At 36.6% G+C, this 24,079-nt stretch carries 20 protein-coding genes; 11 read left to right on the top strand and 9 right to left on the bottom strand.

What is annotated here, in order from left to right; genetic code table 11:
* Positions 1-4: 4 nt before the first annotated feature.
* The 5 genes from DDZ16_RS06500 to DDZ16_RS06480 form a co-directional block, all read right to left on the bottom strand.
* Positions 5-1,126 (bottom strand): restriction endonuclease subunit S, encoded by a 1,122-nt coding sequence (locus tag DDZ16_RS06500; protein WP_158275619.1) that lies wholly within the window; start codon positions 1,124-1,126, stop codon positions 5-7.
* Positions 1,127-1,226: 100 nt separating this feature from the next.
* Positions 1,227-2,795: a type I restriction-modification system subunit M gene (locus tag DDZ16_RS06495; RefSeq protein ID WP_109263634.1), complete on the bottom strand. Its 1,569-nt coding sequence runs from the start codon at positions 2,793-2,795 to the stop codon at positions 1,227-1,229.
* Between the two features lie 210 nt (positions 2,796-3,005).
* Positions 3,006-4,271 (bottom strand): 5-methylcytosine restriction system specificity protein McrC, encoded by a 1,266-nt coding sequence (locus DDZ16_RS06490; protein ID WP_109263633.1) that lies wholly within the window; start codon positions 4,269-4,271, stop codon positions 3,006-3,008.
* Positions 4,264-5,988: an AAA family ATPase gene (locus tag DDZ16_RS06485; protein ID WP_198416682.1), complete on the bottom strand. Its 1,725-nt coding sequence runs from the start codon at positions 5,986-5,988 to the stop codon at positions 4,264-4,266. Before DDZ16_RS06485 ends, DDZ16_RS06490 begins: the two co-directional genes overlap by 8 nt.
* An 89-nt stretch (positions 5,989-6,077) precedes the next feature.
* Positions 6,078-7,229 (bottom strand): HEPN-associated N-terminal domain-containing protein, encoded by a 1,152-nt coding sequence (locus tag DDZ16_RS06480; RefSeq protein ID WP_109263632.1) that lies wholly within the window; start codon positions 7,227-7,229, stop codon positions 6,078-6,080.
* 631 nt (positions 7,230-7,860) lie between these two features.
* Between DDZ16_RS06480 and DDZ16_RS06475 the strand changes: the two genes are divergently transcribed.
* From DDZ16_RS06475 to DDZ16_RS06440, 8 genes are all read left to right on the top strand, one after another.
* The gene (locus DDZ16_RS06475) at positions 7,861-8,082 is read left to right on the top strand and encodes a DUF2188 domain-containing protein (RefSeq protein WP_109263631.1); all 222 of its coding nucleotides are present in this window, start codon (positions 7,861-7,863) and stop codon (positions 8,080-8,082) included.
* Between the two features lie 6 nt (positions 8,083-8,088).
* Positions 8,089-8,760, top strand: coding sequence for a hypothetical protein (locus tag DDZ16_RS06470; protein WP_109263630.1), 672 nt, complete (start codon positions 8,089-8,091; stop codon positions 8,758-8,760).
* A 110-nt stretch (positions 8,761-8,870) separates the two neighbouring features.
* Complete coding sequence (locus DDZ16_RS06465) at positions 8,871-9,077, top strand: hypothetical protein (RefSeq protein WP_109263629.1); 207 nt, start codon at positions 8,871-8,873, stop codon at positions 9,075-9,077.
* Between the two features lie 100 nt (positions 9,078-9,177).
* On the top strand, positions 9,178-9,855 hold the full coding sequence (locus DDZ16_RS06460; protein WP_109263628.1) for a hypothetical protein: 678 nt from the start codon (positions 9,178-9,180) through the stop codon (positions 9,853-9,855).
* Positions 9,852-10,391 carry a hypothetical protein gene (locus DDZ16_RS06455; protein ID WP_109263627.1) on the top strand — a complete coding sequence of 180 codons (540 nt, stop codon included), beginning with the start codon at positions 9,852-9,854 and terminating at the stop codon, positions 10,389-10,391. The genes DDZ16_RS06460 and DDZ16_RS06455 overlap by 4 nt, the downstream gene beginning before the upstream one ends.
* 254 nt (positions 10,392-10,645) lie before the next feature.
* Positions 10,646-10,867 (top strand): type II toxin-antitoxin system Y4mF family antitoxin, encoded by a 222-nt coding sequence (locus tag DDZ16_RS06450; RefSeq protein WP_109263626.1) that lies wholly within the window; start codon positions 10,646-10,648, stop codon positions 10,865-10,867.
* Positions 10,864-11,193, top strand: coding sequence for a HipA N-terminal domain-containing protein (locus tag DDZ16_RS06445; RefSeq protein WP_109263625.1), 330 nt, complete (start codon positions 10,864-10,866; stop codon positions 11,191-11,193). The genes DDZ16_RS06450 and DDZ16_RS06445 overlap by 4 nt, the downstream gene beginning before the upstream one ends.
* Positions 11,190-12,131, top strand: coding sequence for a HipA domain-containing protein (locus tag DDZ16_RS06440; protein ID WP_109263624.1), 942 nt, complete (start codon positions 11,190-11,192; stop codon positions 12,129-12,131). Before DDZ16_RS06445 ends, DDZ16_RS06440 begins: the two co-directional genes overlap by 4 nt.
* Positions 12,132-12,310: 179 nt before the next feature.
* Here the strand turns inward: DDZ16_RS06440 and DDZ16_RS06435 are convergent, their stop codons facing one another.
* Positions 12,311-13,270, bottom strand: a complete 960-nt coding sequence (locus DDZ16_RS06435) for a tRNA dihydrouridine synthase (RefSeq protein WP_109263623.1) — start codon at positions 13,268-13,270, stop codon at positions 12,311-12,313.
* A 292-nt stretch (positions 13,271-13,562) separates the two neighbouring features.
* Between DDZ16_RS06435 and DDZ16_RS06430 the strand changes: the two genes are divergently transcribed.
* On the top strand, positions 13,563-14,015 hold the full coding sequence (locus DDZ16_RS06430) for a hypothetical protein (protein WP_109263622.1): 453 nt from the start codon (positions 13,563-13,565) through the stop codon (positions 14,013-14,015).
* A gap of 268 nt (positions 14,016-14,283) precedes the next feature.
* On the opposite strand, the gene DDZ16_RS06425 is transcribed toward DDZ16_RS06430, so the two are convergent.
* Positions 14,284-16,683, bottom strand: a complete 2,400-nt coding sequence (locus DDZ16_RS06425) for a glycoside hydrolase family 3 C-terminal domain-containing protein (RefSeq protein ID WP_109263621.1) — start codon at positions 16,681-16,683, stop codon at positions 14,284-14,286.
* A 595-nt stretch (positions 16,684-17,278) separates the two neighbouring features.
* Between DDZ16_RS06425 and DDZ16_RS06420 the strand changes: the two genes are divergently transcribed.
* Together DDZ16_RS06420 and DDZ16_RS06415 are read left to right on the top strand one after the other, a co-directional pair.
* Positions 17,279-17,968 carry a DUF2293 domain-containing protein gene (locus DDZ16_RS06420; protein WP_109263620.1) on the top strand — a complete coding sequence of 230 codons (690 nt, stop codon included), beginning with the start codon at positions 17,279-17,281 and terminating at the stop codon, positions 17,966-17,968.
* A gap of 168 nt (positions 17,969-18,136) precedes the next feature.
* Positions 18,137-21,124, top strand: a complete 2,988-nt coding sequence (locus DDZ16_RS06415) for an insulinase family protein (RefSeq protein WP_109263619.1) — start codon at positions 18,137-18,139, stop codon at positions 21,122-21,124.
* Between the two features lie 203 nt (positions 21,125-21,327).
* Here DDZ16_RS06415 and DDZ16_RS06410 read toward each other — a convergent pair whose 3' ends face one another.
* Together DDZ16_RS06410 and DDZ16_RS06405 are read right to left on the bottom strand one after the other, a co-directional pair.
* Positions 21,328-22,791 (bottom strand): DUF1080 domain-containing protein, encoded by a 1,464-nt coding sequence (locus tag DDZ16_RS06410; protein ID WP_109263618.1) that lies wholly within the window; start codon positions 22,789-22,791, stop codon positions 21,328-21,330.
* 123 nt (positions 22,792-22,914) lie between these two features.
* Complete coding sequence (locus tag DDZ16_RS06405) at positions 22,915-23,604, bottom strand: TonB-dependent receptor plug domain-containing protein (RefSeq protein ID WP_109263846.1); 690 nt, start codon at positions 23,602-23,604, stop codon at positions 22,915-22,917.
* Positions 23,605-24,079 lie beyond the last annotated feature (475 nt).

Here is a 24,079-nt window from a genome sequence, read left to right as displayed (position 1 = left end):
TGGGTTAGTTTTTTAAACTTGTTAATTTAGAGAGCAATAAAACTTCCAATCTAAAAAGTGAATTGGTTTGTTTTTGAAAATTCAACAAATTTGAATTAATTTTTTGGATTTTATCATTAAATAAAGATACCGTTTGATCATGTAGAAGAATGGGAATTAACTGAATATTATAGATCGGAAGCTTTCCCTGAACTCCCCCCACTGTCAGAGATTTAATAAGTCTTTGACCTTCATCTGAAACCAAGGAATGATATAAAACATCACTATAAGTTTGATTGTAATTGGTCAGCTTCACACAATTCTCTGTTAAATTAGCTTTATGAAGTGTTCGGTCAATTATTTTAACTAACCCAATTGTTCCAACGATAGATATGATTAAATCATTTTCGGAAACGATATATTTTTTAATATTCTCTTGAGTTCTATAATCTACATATTCAAAGGTTTCTTTTAAAATCAGGTGCTTATCATTCACCATATCAGCAACTTTAATATAGGGATTCCCATCTTTATTTTCATTCAATGAACCGCCTTTTGGAAGTCTTTTACCACCTTTAATTTCACAAATATCATTAAGCTTGCTCACTTCCCACCCCTCCGGAATCTCCTTCTCCAGCTCCTCATTAAACACCATCTTCCCACCAGAACTCTTATAGGGATTCCCGTTTTCATCCGGAAATTCAAAATCCACAAACCACTGCTTATAGATAGCCTGTGCGGTTTCTTCAAGTTTTTGGATGAGTTGGTTATTCAGAGCAATCCGGTTTTTAACAGCGTTGTATTCGGCTACAATAGCTCGTTGGGTTTCTATTGATGGAATAGGTAGTTTCATATTACAAAAATCTTCCCACTCCAAACTCCCCCGTACTCCACCAACAGCATAAAAACAAGCTTCCCGATCAAATTCAGGGCGGGAAAACCACATCATCAAATACTCTGGTAATAATATATTTTCATCTTTAACCTCGAAAACAGGATATGCCTGTGAGATAATTGCTTCATCAAATTCTTGCAGCAAAGCAACAGGCATTTTTCCATCCCGACGTACCTGCATAATGCTGCATGCAAACTGGTTTTTGCGAATGATTTTATAATTCCGCATATTAGCTCCTACTATATTGGCCACGGACGGAATAAAAAGCTTGTTGATGGTGAGGCCTAAAAGCAAATCAATTTTCAGGTCTTTGTTTCGCTCATCAACAAGTTGTATGTAATCTCCTATCGGCTTATAATTCGATTGCATACCCTAGCTCCTTAAATACGTTCAACAAATCCTTTTTCGATTTTTCTTCTGCTTTCAATAATTCAGCAAAATCCGTTTGTAAGGCCTTCATTTTATCGTCAAAGTCAATGTTCTCGTCACGGTTCACAAATTCAATATACTTACTGGGAACAAGCGAAAAATCTTTTTTGGCAATTTCATCGAACGTAGCAGAATAGCAATATTCAGGGATATTCTCGTAATCACTGTTTTCCTGTTGCCAGGCATGATAGGTTCCGGTGATTTGAGCAATATGGTCTGTATTGAACTGCGTAAATTTCTTTTCAAACGGTTCTCCCATTTGGCGTAAATCCATGAACAACACTTCGCGATCACGGTCACGTAACTGACGAGTTTCTTCTCCCACCTCTTTGGTTTGCTTTTTCTTGTATTTGTTGAGAATCCAGACGGTAACACTGATATTGGTGGTATAAAACATATTTTGCGGTAATATCAGAATTGCTTCCACCAAATTATTCTCAACAAGCTTACGTCTTATTTTGTATTCATCACCGCCCCCGCTCAATGCACCGTTGGCCAATACAAAACCGGCCACACCATGTTCCGACAGTTTGGAGACCATATTGAGTATCCAGGCATAGTTTGCATTGCTTTTGGGAGGTACTTCATATCCATGCCAACGGGGATCATTAATAAGTTCATTGGCAGCCCGCCAGTCCTTTTGGTTAAAAGGAGGATTGGCCATGATGTAATCGGCTTTCAGATCGGAATGTTGATCGTTGTGAAATGTATCGGCCGGTTTCCCACCAAAATTGGCAGATATTCCCCGGATAGCCAGGTTCATTTTGGCCAGTTTGAAAGTGGTGGCCGTATATTCTTGTCCGTATATGGAAACTTCTTTTTTGCTCCCGTGGTGGTTCTCGATAAATTTAACCGACTGTACAAACATACCTCCCGAACCACAAGCAGGGTCATAGATGATTCCTTTGTAGGGCTCAATCATTTCGGCAATGAGGTTTACAATACTTTTTGGCGTATAAAATTCACCCTTCCCTTTTCCTTCTGCCAGGGCAAATTTTGAAAGGAAATACTCATAAACCCGTCCTACAATATCGGTTTGTTTGTCCCGGAGAGTGTCTATTTGATTTATAGTATCAAGCAGAGCAGATAATTTGCTTGAGTCAAGCCCCAGGCGCGAGAAGTAATTATCCGGTAAAGCACCTTTCAGCGCCGGATTATTCTTTTCGACATTATTTAAGGCGGTATCAATTTTCAGTGCAATATCGGTCTGTTTGGCATTTTTAATGATGAACGACCAACGAGACTCTTCCGGAAGAAAAAACACATTCTTCATGTTGTAGAACTCCTTCATCTCTATGTATTTTTCTTTGCCTTCGCTGATGAGTTCTTTTCTTCGCTCTTCAAATTTGTCACTGGCAAACTTCAGGAAAATCAACCCCAGCACAACGTGCTTATATTCGGAGGATTCTACCGAGCCTCTTAGTTTGTTGGCCGAGTCCCAAAGTGATTCTTCTATAGATTTTTCCTTTTTGTTATTGTTTTTCTTAGCCATTATCTAACCTTACAACTTCATTAAAATCAAATACTAAAAGACCTCTAAAACTTTTGACGAATGTTTTAGAGGCTTCAAAAATCATCTAAAATTAATAATTCAGGGGGAGTAAAAGAAAGAAAGGGAAGGAAAAAGAAATGGGATCATTGAAAATTAAGCAAAAAGATTAATTAGCTTAGCAAAATCCAAATACTTGAACACTTATCGGCCCTATTGAAACTTTTTCGGAAATTCAATAATTGGCAATTTTATTCCCAGCTTATAAACCCCATAATATTCATCAACCGGAACCCAATCATTCTTTAATTTTTCAATTTTATCCTTCCCTTCTTCAATATCAGGATAAATTATCAAACAATCTATACATTCAGGATAAGTCTTCGATAGCTCTTTGTATACACCTTTTAACCGAGCGTAACCACTAACCTGCCTTACATTTTCATGAACAATACAATTCTTCCATTTAGGAATATACTTAGCATCGATGACCATTTCATTATTTTTTGTTTTGAGCAAATAATCAAGTTCATTTCCAGAACCTACCTTAAATTGATACAGAACATCATTTTTAAACTTATTGCGTAGTAAACCCAATACATATAACTCAAACAATTTGCTCATATCTACCCAAAAGGGAGGAGTCTTTATTAATTCATTTTTATTTATACTGTTAATTGTATATCCAAAACGCTTTAAAATCAAATTGCTCAGGCTTAAAGCTTCTTTGTATTCTGTGTAAAAAGCGTTGAAATGGATTTTTTGCAAGGTAGAAATATCTATCTTTTCATCAACTTCTTCGAAGGCAGGCAAACAATAATCCAATAAATGCTTAAGACTGTGATTAAGATATTTATGCATAGCAAGATAACGGCAGACAAACATCAAAGTTTTTTTCAATAGTTGGTTTTCTAATCCGTTATATCCATACTCCTGGTAAGTACAATAGTTTTTCAACGGACGATTATTCAGAACATTCTTTTTTACAGTGTTACCAACCATCAATTTTCCCTTAATTTTTGCATTGAGGTTATGCTCGACCTTATAATAACTCTTTTTTATACCCTTTCTTACAATCTTTTTTAATACCGTTAAAAATTGAATAACTAAAAGGGGAGTTAATAAATCTTCTTTTTGCTTAATATCAATAGGTTCTGCATCGAATTTTATCTCGAACAAATCTTTTGTTTCCTCCAATACGCCTGGTTGTTGCATACATTCCATGAGCATTTTTAAAAAATCAACCTCAATAGCACCATTATTAATCTTTGGCTGAACGAAGACTGCATCCTTCTCTGTTATCCAATCAACCCCAATATAGTAAGATGTGAACAAATAACTTCCATACTCTTCATCATCTATTTTTAAGCACGTTTTTTCAGGATTATTTTTAAAAATGATCCTTTTAAATTTTACATTCCCATATAATTTAAAGGGCTGCCTATTAATGTGCTCAGTTAAGAGAATAAGGTTATACACTTAGAGCCTGTATTTTAGTTTCTGCATCATTTATTAAAATTCCATCTTTCACGTACTCCATTAAAAGCGGAATTATCTCATACACCAATCTCACTTTCAAATTTTCCTCGTCCTGTTCCATAAAATAACTATGACCTAACATTACATTATCGGCTTGAAATTCGGGAGATAATGTGTCAGCTGGCCTTCCATTATCTTTCACAAATAGTTTGGCCACTTCTTTAAATAATTCCTCAGCTTTCTCACATCCGCATGTTTGAATAATTGAAAGTTCCGGTAATATATCTACAAAGGAAAATCGTCTTCTTATGGCATAGTCTATATGCCCAACACTCCGATCTGCTGTATTCATAGTTCCAATTATATATAAATTGGGTGGTAATACAATATTCCTGACACCATCCTTTTCATACATGCTTTCCACAAACTCTCCTCTGTATTCCAATGCATAAATTAGCTCGCCTAAAACGGAAGGCAAATTAGCACGATTGATTTCATCAATTACTAATACATATTTTTGTTTCTTTTTTTCATAATCAATTTCTGTGCTATTATTTAAAAAAAACATAAACTTCTTAGAACAGTCTTCCTCCATATAATATCCACCGCCCAAAGGAGGTTGACAAGAAATTAATTCCCTATAAGTACTTTTTATTGCTTCGAATCGAACCTTCCTAAAATGTTTACCATTGTCATGAACATCAAAAAAATTAGATCCTACTCCTTTTATTGTATACTTGGAATTATTTAACTCATAAGGAATATTTTCCTTTATCATTTTTAAAAATGAAGGGAAAAACTTGTCATAATCATCATAACTATAAATGACCTTTTCTTTGATTGCATCCTGAGCAAACTTAACCAGAACTCTATCTTCAGTATTATATTCAATTGACCCATTGTTTTCTCTTGCACTTATCCCCCGTACAAAATCTTCATATGAATAAGCAGGATGAAACTGAATGAGCTTAAATTGATCAGAATTCTGTAACTCCTCCATTTGCTTCTTTCTTTCCATTGGTTCACCTGATACTTGCCTATCGAATATTATTTCATAAGCAATATCTTTGGCAGTATATGTTTTGCCAGTGCCTGGAGGGCCTTGAAATATTATTTGTTTCTTATACTCAAGAAGCTTCTTTATTGGCTCGTATTTATCGTTCAATTCGATCATTTTATTTCTTAATTCAAAAATTTGTTGATATGGTTCAAATTGTCGTTTACAGTCATTCAATAATTCTTCAAACAATTCATCCTTTATTGTAAAACCCTCGGAAGTCATTTCAATATTTATTATTTTACCAAATAAGCAAAACTTATCAAATTCGGGTTTTTCAAGCAATTGCCTGGAACCAATTATTATTTCATAATCTTTTAACTGATTACGGATTTTATCTTCCAATTGAAGAAACGCCTGCATATATGGCCTTAACTGGACTTCTGGGGCAATGCGGTTTGTAGCAAACGGTACATATTGCGTACTAAAAGCAATACCATACCTTATTGTATTCTTATGAATGTCAATATGATACTGAACCTCCACACCACCTCCTCTATTGATAGCCCATGTCTCTTTTATATTACCAAAGAGTTGAGAATTACCAGTGGTCCTTCGACTTTTTGTTAAATCTTTACGTTTGTATTGAAAGGTTGAACAAAACCCTCCAAGATCCTTATTTATCTGTATTATTAATTCTTCGAAATTTTTAAATTTCATAAAGCGCTATATTCTATACATTATCTATAATTCAGCAATTGCTTATTTCACTACCCATAATTGTCACACTTAATTTTTAGTAAGTTTTATCATGACTCAGAAAGATTAGTTGTTTTAAATTCGATTAGGTTTAAAGATTCCTTACAGGCTTCATCATCCATGAATAAGACACAACACTTTCCATTGGGATTTTTAGAACTTGGGTAAACTATGCCTTTAACAACTCCTACTTCATCTGGCAATCTATAGCGAAAATACTCCGTAACAACCTGGGTCGGGATATATTCGATATGTACATATTTATCCGGAGAAATTACTTTCGATACGTCATCGATGAAATATCTTAAAAACCAGACGGTATGATAAAGTTCTCTATTATTTTCTTTGAAGATTGATGGAGGTTCCGGCAATCTTGTGAGGTCTATCACATGAAGTGGTTCCTTTAGTTGGAAATTCCCCATCGTCAACATTGGTTCATCTTTAATGCTATCATTATTAATGACCTCTACTTTTGCTGTCATTTGGTCAAAAGCACCATAAAACATAGAAATACCTGCAGGACTCATTCTATTCTCAGAGGTACAATATTTTAATGGAGGTGAACCCAGTTCCTTAATTGAATTAGGGGTTTCTCCAGTAGAATGTTGCCTACACCTATAAAAAATAGTTTCTGAGGACAGTTCTGTTATTAATTCAAGTTTATCAACCCCTCTGGCTATTTCAGTTAAAATATCAGAAACTTTTCCTTCAAATGAATCAAAATCGGTAGAGGAATAAGATGAGAAACGTATTTTGTGTTTCACCAACTTACCAAACTGATTCCAGTCCATTATATTTTGGTGATGTTTTTCCGGATAATAAGGATCTTTTCTAACCCACTCTAATTCTGGAATTATTGATTCAACATCAATTAATATTTGTCTATCATCAACATATAACTCACTTTCAAGAACTTCAAGCGTATCAAGAAGTTCTACCTTTATCCAACCACCTTCTTGTTCATCGTAATCTAAACATTCTCCATCAGGAGTTCCATAGTAATTGGTGATACCCTCTTTAACAAATTCTGTAAGTTTCGTTAACGATACAATACTGCCTTCTTGCGCACCAAAATCACAATATGAACAAATAACATTTTCTTTGTTGCTGGTATTCCGTTCAATGAAGTCAATAATGGCATTATCTTCAAAATGGCATGTACATATATATTTTTCACTAATGTTATTACTAGTTCGGTTCATTAAGTTTGCTTGTATTCGAAAGACTGCACGTGGCCTCTAAGTTTGTTGGCCGAGTCCCAAAGTGATTCTTCAATTGATTTTGTCTTTTTGTTATTGTTTTTCTTAGCCATTATCTAACCTTACAACTTCATTAAAATCAAACACTAAAAGACCCCTAAAACTTTTGACGAATGTTTTAGAGGCTTCAAAAATCATTTAAAAATAATAATTCAGGGGGAGTAAAAGAAAGAAAAGGAAGGAAAAAGAAATATAGAATTAAATTTAAGTTTTGATTAAATTCAAAACTGTCGCAACAAGAAATAGTTGAAAGATTATCTGAGAGGTAAATAAACAATACTAACTTTAAGGAAAAAATAGACAGTATGACAGAAAAATCTGTCAATATTTCGTAGAGAAAAAGGAAGTAATAAAAAACAACTGTCAATCTGACACCAAAACACATAAATATCAACTTTGGCAACCTTATTGTTAAATAAAGGACACCAAAGTTGAACCAAAATTTAGATTGTTCTAAATAAACTTTTGTGTTTTAGCGAGTGCAAAAGTAATTATTTTTTTTAAAACAAACAATACAATTTCAAATTGGTTCAGCCTTGTCAATTTTTTTTTTCACTAATTAAAAACAAGTAACATGAGCAGAAACGTGCATGTAGTGCCCAATGAAAAAGGCTGGGCCGTAAAGAAAGAAAAGTCCCAAAGGGCCTCCCGGGTTGTTAAAACCCAGGGAGAAGCAATTGAAATCGGGAAAAACTATGCGAAAGAGCAAAGTTCCGAATTAATTATTCATGGTAAGGATGGTAAAATCAGGGACACTAATTCTTACGGCAATGATCCATTCCCACCTAAAGGTTAATGCTGTATGAAAGAGTGTAAGATTTCAATTAACCAGTTTGCGAATTTCAGTAAATCAACTAAAAAAGGAAAGAAAGGCATTATTACAAGGCAATTAAGTCCAGACCTCTTTAGGGTTCCATGGTACCAGTTAACCAAAGCCAAGGTGAAAAAATCTCTCGAATATAAAGGAGATTTGCAGCCTATCTTTGATGGAATCAATATTCTAAAGAATAGAATTCCTGATACAGATCGCAAGAAAAGGGATAGACAAGTTTCACTTGAAGCTTTAGAACGGTTTGTCGAGTTACAAATCCCTCACTATTTTAAGCAGCTCGATTTTGAAGTAATCAAACCTAAAGAAAAGAACTTGCAATTTGAAAATGTGAATTTTATTATTTCACCCGATCTTGTTATTAAAGGTAACTACAAAGGAAAGACTATTTACGGAGGGGTAAAAATTCATATCTCCAAAAGCAAACCTTTTGACCTGCAACAGTCAAAATTGGTTTCACATTTGATTTATGAATACTTGAAAAATGAAGTGGCAGAGCACCCTTCGCAAGTATTGCCGGAATTTTGTCTTTCGATTGATGTCTTTGGAAATAGAATAGTGTCAGCAGATGAAACAGACAAAACTATTGAAGAAGAAATCAAGGCTCTGTGTTCAGAAATCAAAGATCTTTGGGAGGCGGCATAGGTTTTAAGAGGTTGTTCAGGAAATAGAACAACCTCTTCTCTATGTATTTCTATTTCATTATAACTTTTTTATCACTACTAATTTCATAACATCAATAAAAACTTAACATTATGAAAACTTTCTATGTAAACAAACAAGCTCAGGCCAACGGGGATCATGAAGTCCATCGGGAAGACTGTATTTTCCTCCCATCAATAGAAAACAGGCAATATTTGGGAGTATTTAATTCCTGTTATGAGGCTGTAAAAGAAGCAAGAAAATCTTATCCAAAAGCAAATGGATGTTTCTATTGCTCCAGAGATTGTCATACTAGTTAAAAACAGTCCGTTGTGCGTAAATTGCATAAGGGACTGTTTATTTTTTTCAGTATATAAAAAAACTTTACTTCAATTCATTTTTTAATTTGATCTGGTTTACATGAAAAAAGGCAGCCTTAACGATATCCAAATACTTGTCAATAAATACCCAGATTTATTGAATTCAAAATTAACCAAAAAACTCTCTTCTGTCAGAGATAAGATAAACTGGGTATCCCCTTTAGAAAAGGATAACTATCGAGAATTCAAAGACAAAGAATTTATTGAGAAACTGGAATTGGATTTAAGTTATCCTCTCAATGATTTTTGGCCAAATGGAGGGGCACATTGGGATGCATTGGCCAAATCAAGCTCCGGACAAGTTGTTTTGCTGGAAGCAAAAGCTAATATTCCAGAGATTGTTTCTTCCCCCTGTGCTGCAACAGCAAAGGAATCTATATATAAAATCCGCAAAGCATTAGATGAGACAAGGGATTATCTAAACATAAACAATGAAGCAGACTGGATGGGAAAATTTTATCAATATACGAATAGAATAGCCCACCTTTATTTCCTGAGGGTTAAAAATAATATCCCTGCCTTTTTGATTAATTTATATTTCCTAAATGATCACGAGGTTAATGGGCCAAAAAAGGAAGAGGAATGGAAAGCTGCATTGGAAGTTATGAAGATTTATCTCGGTCTGAAAAAACACAAATTATCCAAATACATGGCTGATGTATTCATAGATGTAAATGATATAAAACCACTCGAACAAATGATCAATAGCAATCAATGACAGCATTCAATCCACAAGAATTTTGGCAATATGCCTATTCCAATTTTCTGGACAACAGAAACAGGGCAGCCTTGGGGGAATATATCGTAGCCAAAGCTGTGGGAGTATCCCGTTCTCCTGAAAGCAGTTGGGAATCTTTCGATATCCTCAGTCCTGAAGGCATTAAAATTGAAGCCAAAACCGCCGGATACATACAAATCTGGAAACAAAAGAAACCCTCTGTCCCATCCTATGATATAAAACAAAAATCCGGTTGGTCAGGTGAAACCAGTGAATATGATGGTATTATTACTCGGCAGGCTGATGTTTATGTCTTTTGCCTGCATCATGAAAAAGATCCCGCCACTTGCAATCCTCTATCTTCAGATGCCTGGTCTTTCTATGTAGTGGCAACGAATGATATTGACCAAAAATTAGGAACCCAGAAAAGTGTGGGAATATCTACTATTGAAAATATTCTCGGGTGCCGACCTGTGTCTTATGATGAACTCAGTAGGAAAATCATAGAAGTGGGGAGCGAAAAGATTAAGGAGTAATCGTAAGTTATAGAAATCGAAAACCTGCAGGAGGCTCTCAATCAAGTTATCCTTATTAAAAACGCACTTTAAGAGTGCATTTTTTGACAATAATCGCACTCTTGCAGTGCAATTATCCAAATAACACTTCTTTTTCCGATAAAAAATAGCACCCATTATATCCAAAAACATATAAAAACGAAATCTAAAGTAAAATTATATCCAAATGAATATAATTTCCCTATATTTGCATAAAATATATCTAAAAGCATATAATGGATCGTTTAGCCGATTTCGTAAAACAGCGCAGAAAGGAAGTCAACCTCACTCAGGAAGAATTTGCCGAAAGAACCGGGGTGGCACTTACCCTTATCCGCAAGATTGAGCAGGGCAAAACCAACCTGAATCTGGAAAAGGTCAATCAGGTGTTGGCAATGTTTGGCCATGAGTTGGGCCCGGTCAGCATTCAGGAATCTTTAAAAAGCGGTGATTCATGAGACAAGCAAAAGTTTATTATCAGGATGATTTGGCCGGAGTACTGATCGAAACGGATGATGGAGAATATGAATTCACCTACGATAAAGAGTATGTGAGGAATTTTCCAGATAGGTTTCTGACTTTTACCATGCCGGTTTCAGAAAAAAAGTATCGATCCAACCGGCTTTTTTCCTTTTTTGAAGGATTGATACCGGAAGGTTGGCTACTGGAGATAGCCTCCAAAAACTGGAAAATAAACCGAAACGACCGGATGGGATTATTATTGGCCTGTTGCAGAAATTGCATCGGCGCTGTAAGTGTGGTACCAATAGAGGAAGAAAGATGAATAGCAACAAGTGTTTATATTGTTACAAGGAAGTCGCTGAAGAAGGTGAATTCCATGCTTCTTGTAGTCAGAAATTCTTTGGTACTAAAATACCTCCTGCTATCCCCTACTCTCTCGATGAAATGACGGAGCTGGCAAAAAATGTTGTTAAAAGAAGTATAACAGTTCCCGGTGTACAGCCCAAGCTTTCCATGAGCTTAATTGAAGAAGCCAGACAAAATTCTGATAAAAGGTTAACCGTTGTGGGTGCACTTGGAGGAAATTACATCTTTAAACCACCCTCCCCCAATTATGAAGAAATGCCGGCCAATGAGCATGCCACAATGCGCATTGCTGAGGCTTTTGGCATCAATGTGGTTCAATCCAGTCTCATCCGGCTTAAGTCCGGCGAGTTGTCATATATTACTAAAAGAATTGACAGGACAGCAGACAATGAGAAGATCCACATGCTGGACATGTTTCAAATTACCGAAGCATTCGATAAATACATCAGCTCTATGGAGAAAGTCGGCAAAGCATTGGGAAGTTACTCTGCCAATCCACTTCTGGACAAGTTATTTCTGTTTGAAATAACCCTTTTCAGCTATCTGACCGGAAATAATGATATGCACTTGAAAAACTTCTCCATGATCCAGAATAAAGGAAAATGGACACTGGCACCATCTTATGATCTCCTGAATGTATCCATCATTCTTCCTGAAGATACCGAAGAGTTTGCCCTCACCCTGGGAGGCAAAAAGCGAAAACTAACCCGAAAAAGTTTCGAAACCTATGGAAAAGATCTGGGGTTAAACGATAAACAAATCGATGGAGCTTTTAAGCGCTTTTTTAAAAACAGATCTAAAGCTTTCCGGCTGATTGAGCAATCCTTCCTTTCAGAAGAAATGCAGAATAAGTATATTGCATTACTGAATAAGCGATATGATGCACTTTATTGATTTCACAGTATTGAAATTTTTTACAACATATTTACAACAAACACTACAAGAACACAACACAAAACACTATTCTTCAAATAATTAAGACGAAACAGCACTTTCTGTATCGGAAAGTAACTACCTTTCAATGAGCCGACTCCCCACAGCCCACTGACTCAAATAAAAAAAACACTGGAGAACTATTGTATTTCATCCCCCTCCCCTTCCAGATTAATCCTTACAGCTTCATGGTAAACCTTTACATTTTTGGCCTTTTTTATTCTCTTATAAGTTTTATGTGGATTTGAAAAAAGAAGGGAGAAGTATTCCCAGAAACTTTGCATTTTTATTAAAATGTGTTTGGGTCCTGATAAAGCCTCATCGTAACCCCGGAAAAGAGTATCATGAAAACGACTGAACTGATCGATCCAATCATTCGGTAATTGGTCGTTGTCAGATTGAATCATTTGGGCTAAAAATGGATTGGCTATTAATCCGCGCCCCAAGGCCCAGCTTTGTATTGTTGGAAAACGATCTTTCAATTCTCTGAATTTGGCAGCCGAATCAATATCTCCGTTGTAGCAGATATTATGACTGGTATTCTCAATGCATTTCTTGAACATTTCCAAATCTGCCTTACCTTTGTAAAGTTGTTTGCCCAGGCGTGGATGGAGAACTATGTTCTTAATTATATGCTTTTCCAGAATAGGCAGCAGGTCTAATATTTCATGGCTATCTTCATACCCAAGTCGCATTTTAAGAGATATAGAGATATCTGATTCGGAAGAAACTCTGGTCAACAAATCATTAATTCTTTCCTTGTTTTTCAATAAGCCTGAGCCCAATCCCCGTTTAGTAACCATAGGATAAGGACATCCCAAATTCAAGTTAAGTTCGGTATATCCTAACCCTTGAACATATCCAGCCACAAAAAGAAACTCCTCAGCGCTATTGGTCATTACCTGAGGAATTAAATGAGGCACGTGATTGTTTTCAGGTAAAAGATCTCTTTGATAAGAATTCTTTATCTCCTGCCGCCCTTGCAATCTTATATAGGGCGCATACCAGGCATTGATTCCACCAAAAAACTCATCAGCTGCGTTTCTGAACCTAAAATCCGTAAAGCCTTGCAAAGGTGACGACAATAAGGTAAAACTCATAAATAACACTTAATAAACTGTCTAAAAATAAAGGTAACCGAGATGGATAAACGAATAATTAAACCACATAAAATCCTGGCAAACCGCTACTTAAAACCAACAAACAATACAAGCATATACCTCATTCAGGTTCTTTTGCATTTTTTTGGCTTGTGCAGATGCTTTAAATAGTAAATTTGCATTTTTTGATGGCCGAAAATACTAAATAATCATCACTTAATGGCCAGGTGAAAAATAAACAATTAAATTGATTTTCGGTAAATCGGTCCATAAAATCATCTAATCATCTAAAATGAAAGCATTACTAATAATACTATCGGCAACCTGGAAATTTGCTGCTACATTCCCTGTTGCTATCTATATTTTTGAGATGACTTTTATTGAGACTTTAGTTTACACCAATATGGGGGGATTAATTGGTATTATTGTTTCCCTCTTTTTCTCAAAAGCTCTCATTCACCTATGGAATAAATTCACTTCCAAAAAATCCGGTAGGCCGAAAAAGAACAAAAAAACATTCACCCAATTCAATAGGCGTGTGGTGCTATTGAAAACCAAATACGGAATGCCAGGCATTGCAATTTTAACTCCGGTTTTATTATCCATTCCCTTGGGAACATTTCTTACTGCAAAGTATTATCGGCATAAAAAAAACAGCTATCTTCTTCTAATTGTTGGGCAAGTTGTCTGGTCATTTATTTATACAATAATACTCACACAATTAAATTTCAACAGTCTAACCTAGTGTCAAGTCAAGTGTAGAATGTCGGGTAAGCCGTCGCAATTTATCACCTTGTGCAAAACAACAAAAAAGTAAGCATAGCCGTGGCTACGTGAGTCTTTTTTTTGAGAAGCACAAGGGAGAAAGAGCAAGGCTTGGGCCGTCAGACTATGCTTGACTTGACACTAGAGCTTTCTATGTGTAAATCACTCATGATTTCTCAATCATAAAAAAATGTCATCAGTAGCTACCAATGACATTTTTACCATTATCAAATAAATTTCACTTAAAATCAAAAACTTACATTCTCAACATCTTTTAATTTAACCACCTCCGGGGTATAAGTCATTCCTTTACATTTATTAATTAACTCTTTTACTTCCTGATGCGTAATTTCATTATTGGTGATGTATGGGAATTTTATAATTGGATGTTCAAGAAAAAACCCCGGGATGTTTGCCTCATCCAACAATTTTCCTTCGGGCGTCCACCCCTTAATCCAATTGGGGAAATATTCTTTCAGCAACTCACGGGTTTCCTCATTTTCCCACAGCTCCTTCACAAAGGTGTACTCATCAACCATCATGGGTATTTGTTGCGTCGAATTAAGGATTATAGATTCTGATTTTCTTATATCGCGCGATGAGGCCGCTGCCAGAATCACAAACTGACCACTCTCAGCTATCCACATGTCTCTTTTAGCATCATAATATGAGAAATCACGGCTGCTTAATTGAAAAGTCACCTCTTTTTCTTCGCCGGGAGCCAGTTCAACTTTAGCAAACTTCTTCAGTTCTTTTTCAGGCCGCTGCAATGTGCATTCCGGATCACTCACATAAATTTGAACGATCTCTTTTCCTTTAACAGATCCTGTATTTTTTACTTTAATAGTCACATCCAGCACATCTTTATCAGTAATCTCTTTTGAAGAAACATTCATATCTGAATATTCAAACTGAGTATAAGACATTCCATGTCCAAAAGGAAACAGCGGTTTGATATTCCTTTCATCATAAAAGCGATACCCCACAAAAATACGTTCGCCATATAACACATTTCCCTGCTCACCGGGGAAATTGAAAAATGCCGGAGTATCCTCAAGTCTAACCGGAAAAGTTTCTGCCAGTTTACCTGAAGGATTCACTTTTCCAAAAATCACATCAGCTGTGCCTCCGGCTCCGGCCTGTCCACCTAACCAGGTTTCTAAAATAGCAGGAACCTGATCAACCCATGGCATGGCAACTGCACTCCCATTGGTTAGTACAACCGTAGTATTTTCCTGAACTTTACTAATTTCCTCGATAAGCTTATTATGGGCTTCAGGCATATCAATATGTTTCCGGTCTATACCCTCGGATTCATAATGCAAAGGTAACCCGGCAAAGACAAGGGCTATATCTGCATTTGCAGCAGCTTGTGTGGCTTCTTCAATTAAAGAAAAATCATTGTCATCCTTTAAGTTGTAGCCTTGTGCATAAGTGATTTTTATTCCTTTTCCGTATTCATCTTTAATAATATCTAAAGCGTTATCTAATTGAGTAGGTTTCACTTCTGAGCTACCATTCCCCTGATATCGTGGTGAACTGGCAAACTCCCCGATAATGGCAACATTTTTATATTTCTCTTTGGTTAAAGGTAAAACATCCTTATCGTTTTTTAATAAAGTGGCGGCTTCCGCTGATACTTTTCGGGCAAGGGCATGGTGTTCTTCAACATTCTGCTTCGCATCTTCTTTCTCAAGTGATTTAGCCTTCAGAACAACAGTCAGGATTTCACTAATGAGATTATCCAGCACAGCCTCATCTAAGTTTCCGTTTTTTAAGGCTTCCAAAACTATTTCATCATTTACCCCGCTCACGTGTGGCATTTCCAGATGGAGACCTGCTTTAAGAGCTTTAACTCTGTCCACAATAGCGAACCAGTCAGAAACTACAATCCCTTCAAATCCCCAGTCATTTTTCAATATTTCAGTAAGAAGATAAGGATTCTGAGTGCCATATTCTCCCTGAACCCGGTTATAGCATGCCATAACCGTCCAGGGCTGTGCTTTTTTTACAGCAATTTCAAAAGGAGTCAGGTATATTTCATGTAGAGTTCTGTCATCCACATCAGAATTCATGAACATGCGCATGGTTTCCACATTGTTGGCAACATAATGCTTTAACGACGTACCAACCCCCCGACTTTGAACACCGTTAATATAGGCAGCCCCCATCTCTCCCGAGAGAACCGGATCTTCAGAAAAATATTCGAAGTTTCTCCCCCCTAAAACGGATCGTTTGATATTTACTCCCGGGCCTAACAAGACATTAACATCTAAGGCCTGAGCTTCTTCGCCTAAAGCCTGCCCAACCTTACTAATCAGATCAAGATCCCAGGTTGCTGCCAAAGCAGATGCTGTGGGAAAACATACAGCTGGCAATTGATCTCCATATCCTGCTTTATTGGTAGCAGGCGCTCTGCGCAAACCATGAGGGCCATCAGACAGCCAGATCCATGGTATATCCAATCTTTCAATTGGTTGAGTGCTCCAATCATCCCGGCCTGAACAAAGTGATACTTTTTCTTCTAAGGTAAGTTGTTTTACAAGTTGCTCTACCTTATGGTTAATCTCTGTTTTGCTATTCGTGTCTTGTGCCATCACAGTTATTCCCCCAATAACTAACACTAAAAGAATTAAATACTTTTTCATAAATTATGATTTAAGAATTATATATGTAAAGTGATTTAAGAGTTCATGATTCTGAATCCAATAAAATTCTGTTTTCCATGACATGATCTTATTCCCTTTGTTTGAAGTGTGATTTTCGCAAGAACCTAAAGCCCTCAAGCTTTAATGAATAACTAAACCCGGTTTTCATTTGTGCCTGCTTCCCAAGACTCCCTTAAAATCCAATTATTTGAAATCAAAGGCACACCCGTGTTTGAGCTCAAATTTTAAGTATTCCAGGATTTATCTTATTTCTAATCTGAAGATTCAGGACTAAAATCTATTGATTTGTATATACTATATCAAATTTAGATAATTTTAATTTCCTGATTGTTTTAAAAGAGAAAATTCTTTTGTCTAAAGACGATGCAGCCATTCGGTTTAGAGATTCCCAGAATAAACTCCTTCTAAAAGCGATGAGTTCCGGAGTTGGCGACACCATTGTTTTTAATGATATTTTTTTGAGTACTGCAATTGCTTTTGGCAAATACAAAAAAAAACTTCTTTTTTGCTAAAAAATTAATTTTTCCGTCAAACCTCAAAAAATGGATAGTTATCCATATAATTATATTTTTTCATGACAGAGAACCAAAATATATTTACCCCAGGCCCGAATAATTCCCTGTTAAACCACTATGGTGAAAAAGTCACTCCTCCCAAAGGATGGACATTTCTTCCTGCCGGTGATGCGGGTTTAACCCGAAAAATTACTTCTCAAGGTACCTTTTGGAGGGTTCAGATAAAAAAAGGGCGTCGTTATATATCAAAAGGCATATGGGCACCATCAGAAATCATAAATATCGCCAGAAGAGAACTGGAAGCCACCAGACAAACTGACGAGTATAAAAAATCTCGGGAATATGCTGCTCAGCGAAGAGAAAAGAAACAACTGGAATATAAAGAATATTTCTTGAAAGCCGTTCTAACCTACCTAAGCTTCCATCCCTCTCATAAAGAGACAGAAAAAACCATTGCAAAAGCTGTCACAAAACATGCTATTCCAATTGGAAGCGGCACAGTTGCCAGAACTTCTATGCTCCCGATTGAAGAAAGAGCTTCACGTGCAGTAATAGCCTGGATGCGGCACAATACCACTGTTTATGACCAGCTTTCTATAAAGCGAATAAAAGGCGAAAGAAGAAGGGTGCGCAGATTATTAGCAGAACAATCTACCAGAATTCTTTCCAAGTACAGGAATGGGCTCCCGCCTGATGTTAACTGTCCTCTCCAAAATGCTTTAAAATCTATCAACAATTCCAATTCTTAATAAGCATATATAACATTAAAGGAGTGTGAGTAACGTTTTATGGAAATAAACGAATTTTTTATTCATTAAAAAGAAAATTCAATTAACTTTAATGGATGATTGGTAAAAACACTCTTTTCCAATCAACTACAAACCTATTTCAATTATTGTTTCGTTAAAGTTAAACCAATGAAAAACAAATTCTTAACACTTACCATGGCCATCGTAGGTCTATTGCTGTGGTCTTGTTCTCAAACCCCAAATTACAAGGAAGGCAAAGTTTACAATGGATTTAAACTGATTGAAAACCGATTTGTCAAGGAAGTTAATGCCAACTGCTTATTTTTTCAACACGAAAAAAGCGGTGCCAGATTAATGAAAATTGCGGCTGATGATGCCAATAAACTTTTTGCCGTATCATTCAAAACAACCCCTGGTCATGATTATGGCACACCCCATATTCTTGAGCATTCAGTTTTAAATGGATCGGAGAACTTCCCCGTAAAAAGTCCTTTTGACTTATTGATGAAAGGCTCTTTAAAGACTTTTCTTAATGCCATGACCGGATCGGATTTCACCACTTATCCGGTAGCCAGCATGAATCAAAAAGATTATTTTAATCTGATGCATGTATACATGGATGCAGTTTTTAAGCCTCTTCTCCATTCTGATCCTAAAATCCTCAAACAAGAAGGCTGGCATTATGAACTGGATAGTTTAGAAGGCGATATTGTTTACAAAGGTGTTGTTTACAATGAAATGAAAGGGGCCTTTTCAAGCCCGGAAAGACAGCTGAATTATCATTCCTATAAAATGCTGTTTCCCAATAACACTTATGGTGTTTCATCAGGAGGACATCCACAGGCTATTCCTCAGCTTACCTACGAATACTTTAAAGAGTTTCACAAACGCTATTATCACCCATCCAACAGTTTTGTTCTGCTTTATGGCAATGCTGACCTGGAAAAAGAATTGAGCTTTTTGGATAAAGAGTATTTCTCCGGGTATGAAGTCTCAGATAAGAAGGTTGAAATTCCCCTCCAAACAGCATTTGAAACCAGAAAATCAGCCGAAAAAGCATATAGTATACCAATAGGCTCTGATACAGAAAATCAAACCTTTTTAAATTACACTTTTGTTGCAGGCCGTAATACAGACCAGGATTTGGTTATGGCCCTTGATGTTTTAAGTGATGCACTGGTTAATCACCAATCCTCACCATTAAGACTTGCATTGCAGGAAGCCAATATTGGAAAAGATGTTTATGCATGGGTGGATGACAGCAAGCAAAACGTTTTTTCAATAACTGTAAAAAATGCCAACCCGGAAGACAAGGAAGAGTTTGAGCAGATTCTGTTTGAAACCATGAATGATGCTGTAAAAACCGGATTTGACAAAGAAACCATAGAAGGCATTGTAAACCGGAAAGAATTCAGACTAAGGGAGGGAAATACCCCTCAAAAAGGGATGATGTATCTTTTCTCACTCAAAAACAGCATCCTTTTTGGAGATGACCCGTACTCCGGACTTGAGTTTGAAAAGCCCCTTGCTCAATTAAAAACCGGCATCGAAAATGGAATGCTTGAGAATACATTACAAAAGTACTTTATCGATAATCCTCACGCACTTCTGATGGTTTTGAAACCTCAACCGGGGTTGGAAAACGAAATTGCCGAAAAAACAAAAGAGAAATTGGCAAAATATAAAGCCAGCCTTAGCAAAGAGGAACTTCAAAAACTCATTGATGAAACTCAGGAGTTAAAAGCACATCAGAAAAAAGAGGATTCGCCTGAAGCAGTAGCTACTGTCCCCATGCTTTCGCTTTCCGATATCAGCCATGACGTTCAATGGTACGAACCTTTAGAAAAAAAGGCAGCTGATATCCCTGTTTTACATTTCAGTGATTTCACCAACAACATTGCCTACAACAGGTTGTTTTTTGATATGTATGCATTGCCAAAAGAGCTTATTCCATACGGAAACCTGTTAGCTGAGGTAATGGGACAAATGAACACTGAGAATTACAATTTCGGGGAACTGGATAATGCGCTGAACATTCATACCGGCGGGTTCAGCACTTACGTAACCTCTTACCTTGAAAATTATTCTGATGATAACCTGATGCCCCAATTTGTTATTACAGCGAAATCGACCATCGCCAAGACCGATAAATTGCTTGAATTGACTTCAGAAATTCTCAATAATTCAAAATTCAATGATCCGGAGCGATTAAAAGACGTTTTGGTACGCCACCAGTCACAAGTTGAATCCAGTGTAAAAAACAATGGTGTTTCATATGCAATAACCCGCTTAAATTCTTACTATACCAACAGGGGTGTATTTAGTGAACTAACAGGTGGATTGAATTATTACAATTTCGTAACTGAATTAACCCGCAATTTTGATTCAAAAAAAGAAGAAATCATTAAGAATCTTCAAACAACTGCTGATTTGTTATTCAATCGTAAGAATTTAACTGCCGGAATTACCTGTTCTGATGAGAATTATACTCAATTCCAGGAAGGATTTACCGGTTTTGCAGAGCAGCTTCCCGATGAAGATATCACTAAAAACCAGTGGGTATTTGATTTAGGTGCGAAAAATGAAGGCTTAATGTCGTCATCAATGGTACAGTATGTTACAAAGGGATATGATTTCAAAAAACTTGGTTACGAATGGGATGGAAAAATGAGAGTTCTAAATCAGATTCTTTCCCGTGATTATCTCCAGAACAAAATTCGGGTAATGGGTGGAGCCTATGGAGGCTGGGCAAGAATTTCCCCCACAGGTGTTACTTATTTTGCTTCATACAGAGATCCTAATCTTACTGAGACCATCGAAAACTATAATGCAGCACCAGAATTTCTGAAAACTTTTGATGCAGATGAAAAAGAGATGACCCGCTTTATTATCGGAACCATCTCCAATATGGACCGACCCACTACAGCCAGTCAAAGAGGGGCCATGGCATTCAATAATTATTTCACAAAACAAACGAAAACCAAAATGGAAGAAGAAAGAAATGCCGTTTTATCAACAACCTCGGAGGACATACAAAACTATGCGGGCATCATTGAGGATGTTATGAATCAGGATATTCTTTGTGCCTATGGAAATGACCAGAAAATTGAAACGAACAAAGAAATTTTCAAGGAAATAAAGCCGGTTACCCGGTAACCAATTAGAATAAACAGCTTAAAAAACCCGGGGTTGATTCCATGTCAACCCCGGGTTTTTTTTATGGTTTCGTTCAGAAAACATTCTCGGTGCTTTTTTTCATCCGAACCTATGATTAAGCAATTGGGCACATATTGGTAAAAATCACAAAACCAGCGGGTTATAAAACATCTACCAAACAGAAATATATTTGAGAAAATCTATCATCCCGTAATCTTTTCAGGAAGCCCTTTTACAACAATGGGTTTGAGAGAATCCGGTTTTATATGAAACATATCTTCAGGTTTCAAATCACACTTCTCTATCATTTCAAGACAGTAGTCAAGGTGTCCCAGTTCCCTGCCGGTATTATTGGTTCCAAAAGTAAACTTTACGCCTGCTTTTTTGGCCTTTTTTATCATCTCGGCTTTTGGCAGCTCGTACCTGGCATTTATTTCAAGGGCTACCCCATTTTCAGCCAGCACATTAATAACCCTTTGCTTACGCTCTTCTGTCCATAACCGGTCATATTCATCGGTTAACTCATCCGGCAAAACAGTCGGGTTCACGTAAATATCCACAGGCTCCCGGGAGAAAATGGCTTCTATTTTCTGCACCATTTGCTCCATAAATGCTTGCTTGTCATCAACCCATACTTCTTCAGGGATCCAAATCCTGTTTCTACGTCCTTTTTCATCCGTAAATGTCATTGCATCAGTAAAAACATAATCAAACTGACGAATGGCCTCAGAGGAAAACAATTTGACCCACTCTCTTCCCTCTGCCTGCATTCCTTTAAAAGCCGGTGCATCATTTACATTTTCAAGATAAGCATAAAGAGAAGAATCATTAGTTATAGGAAAATGCAAGCCACAATTTGGGGCAATTCCATAATTAATGCCCAGTTGGCCGGAGTTTCCAATAACATCATCAAGTGTCAGGCCCCCCTTTAAATGAACATGATAATCAACAAGTGGAAACCCGGCGGACATTAACCGGGTAACTTTTGTGTCCCAGTCCTCTGAAACCTCAGGTAAAAATCGATCTGAATCAGGTAATTCCTTAACCCTAATGCTTTTATAATATGCAGAATTTTCGGATCCACTACTTTGGATGACAAAAGCTCCTTTCCCGGTTCTAACAAACTTTCCTCCTTCCCATCTCCAGGGATTTTCTTGTTCTGTATAATCATTTACTTTTACGTCATTAATAAAAACCTGAATTCTGTTTTCGACTACTTTCAATCTGATTTTAAACCATTGATCATTGTCAACAAACGGATAGTATATGTTTCTCACATTCCGGATACTCCCGGTCATGAGATCTTCATCCACAGAGAAAGTCCCCGGAAAATTGTTATTAATCTGAATCTTATAACCTTCTACGGGCCGGCCTTTATCACCCGGTTTGGCATGAAAGAATAACGCTGATTTTGAAAGATTTTCAGTCTTCACAGAAGCTTCAAATTCAAAATTTCTGATATTACTATCATAATATAAATAAGTCTCAGGTCCTGTACATTTCAAAAGACCATTTTCAATAGAAAAACTCCCGTTATTAACCTCCCCTGCAGTCCATCCTTCCAGGGATTCTCCATTAAAAATAACTTGCCATTCACCCTTTGGGCTCTTTATTTGACAAGATGATACCAAAAAGAATAAGGAAAGAAGATAACCTGCATATTTCATTTTGAAAATCTTTAATTATTTGTTCTTTAACAGCTATGAGTACCAATATCAAGGGGGCCTTTTATCTTCAGAACAATACTGTTTAGTTTTTAAAAAAGAGGGTTTTCTGACAGGTACTACTTATTACTCCCGAGTAGAATCCATACCCTTTATGGTTTCAATAATCACTACTCCATTGGCACCTCTACTACCATAAATTGACGCTGATCCATCCTTAATTACATCAATACTCTTCACATTGCATGGACTTACATGACTTATTGAATTTACCGTAACGCCGTCCAAAACATACAAGGCATCACTTGAAAGGTTTATGGAGCTTTGGCCACGAATTATGACTTCAGCATTAGGACCGCTGCCCCGTACCTGAACACCGGGAAATCGTCCTCTAATCAATTCAAAGATGTCACTGTAATTACAAAAGTCAGCATCCGCTCGTCCCAAGTGGGAAATGGAATTGATCAGATTATCTTCAGAAACATATCCATAACCAATAGCTCTCTTTCTGTTCTCGGGACCGGGGATAAACTCCACTTCAACATGCACAGAATCAGTAATCTTATCTGTGATACGAACCCTCTTGTTTCGAAAAACTTTTCCTTTAAACAGCAAAACATCTTTAGAGCTGGTAACAATACTAAAGCGACCAAGAGAATCTGTTGTAATGGCTGCTCCACTTTTCTTTGCCTTTACTTCAAAGTTGGCTACAGGAAGGTCTTTTAAGGTAGTGACTTTCCCCTCAATTACCCGGGTTTGTCCATGTATAGAGAAAACTGACAAAAAAATTAAAGTGCTTAATAAAAGGGTTTTCATATCTAATGTTTTCATTCTAAGTTATCTAATTTAATACTCTTTTGAACAATTACCGGCACATTAGTTTAACTAGTGTCAAGTCAAGCATAGTCTGACGGCCCAAGCCTTGCTCTTTCTACCTTGTGCTTCTCAAAAAAAAGACTCACGTAGCTACGGCTATGCTTACTTTTTGTTGATTTGCACAAGGTGAAAAATTGCAGCGGCTTACCCGACATTCTACACTTGACTTGACACTATTTGATTATTCGTTTTGGTTTTTTTGCTAAAATAATACATCAAATCATCGTAAGTAGCTTTTCGAAAGTGATGATGCTACAGATTACAAGAATGAAGAATCATTGAATTTCGCTTCAATAGCAGAACACGGCTCAAACAAAACAGTATGTTTTTTCTTTACAATACTCCGTTATCCCGATGGATCGGGATTACAATAGATTCGTAATCAATTGATTATAAGAACACCCTCTTTTTTTTA

It is taken from the genome of Marinilabilia rubra, from assembly GCF_003121985.1.
In the GTDB taxonomy this organism is placed as follows: domain Bacteria; phylum Bacteroidota; class Bacteroidia; order Bacteroidales; family Marinilabiliaceae; genus Marinilabilia; species Marinilabilia rubra.
Note: the sequence above shows the minus strand (reverse complement) of the source record. Positions and strands in the feature narration are given on the sequence as shown.

Coding starts and splice junctions, on each gene's coding strand:
- DDZ16_RS06495 (WP_109263634.1), bottom strand. CDS start 2,795: ATGGCTAAGAAAAACAATAACAAAAAGGAAAAATCTATAGAAGAATCA.
- DDZ16_RS06485 (WP_198416682.1), bottom strand. CDS start 5,988: ATGAAATTTAAAAATTTCGAAGAATTAATAATACAGATAAATAAGGAT.
- DDZ16_RS06480 (WP_109263632.1), bottom strand. CDS start 7,229: ATGAACCGAACTAGTAATAACATTAGTGAAAAATATATATGTACATGC.
- DDZ16_RS06475 (WP_109263631.1), top strand. CDS start 7,861: ATGAGCAGAAACGTGCATGTAGTGCCCAATGAAAAAGGCTGGGCCGTA.
- DDZ16_RS06470 (WP_109263630.1), top strand. CDS start 8,089: ATGAAAGAGTGTAAGATTTCAATTAACCAGTTTGCGAATTTCAGTAAA.
- DDZ16_RS06465 (WP_109263629.1), top strand. CDS start 8,871: ATGAAAACTTTCTATGTAAACAAACAAGCTCAGGCCAACGGGGATCAT.
- DDZ16_RS06460 (WP_109263628.1), top strand. CDS start 9,178: ATGAAAAAAGGCAGCCTTAACGATATCCAAATACTTGTCAATAAATAC.
- DDZ16_RS06455 (WP_109263627.1), top strand. CDS start 9,852: ATGACAGCATTCAATCCACAAGAATTTTGGCAATATGCCTATTCCAAT.
- DDZ16_RS06450 (WP_109263626.1), top strand. CDS start 10,646: ATGGATCGTTTAGCCGATTTCGTAAAACAGCGCAGAAAGGAAGTCAAC.
- DDZ16_RS06445 (WP_109263625.1), top strand. CDS start 10,864: ATGAGACAAGCAAAAGTTTATTATCAGGATGATTTGGCCGGAGTACTG.
- DDZ16_RS06440 (WP_109263624.1), top strand. CDS start 11,190: ATGAATAGCAACAAGTGTTTATATTGTTACAAGGAAGTCGCTGAAGAA.
- DDZ16_RS06435 (WP_109263623.1), bottom strand. CDS start 13,270: ATGAGTTTTACCTTATTGTCGTCACCTTTGCAAGGCTTTACGGATTTT.
- DDZ16_RS06430 (WP_109263622.1), top strand. CDS start 13,563: ATGAAAGCATTACTAATAATACTATCGGCAACCTGGAAATTTGCTGCT.
- DDZ16_RS06425 (WP_109263621.1), bottom strand. CDS start 16,683: ATGAAAAAGTATTTAATTCTTTTAGTGTTAGTTATTGGGGGAATAACT.
- DDZ16_RS06420 (WP_109263620.1), top strand. CDS start 17,279: ATGACAGAGAACCAAAATATATTTACCCCAGGCCCGAATAATTCCCTG.
- DDZ16_RS06415 (WP_109263619.1), top strand. CDS start 18,137: ATGAAAAACAAATTCTTAACACTTACCATGGCCATCGTAGGTCTATTG.
- DDZ16_RS06410 (WP_109263618.1), bottom strand. CDS start 22,791: ATGAAATATGCAGGTTATCTTCTTTCCTTATTCTTTTTGGTATCATCT.
- DDZ16_RS06405 (WP_109263846.1), bottom strand. CDS start 23,604: ATGAAAACCCTTTTATTAAGCACTTTAATTTTTTTGTCAGTTTTCTCT.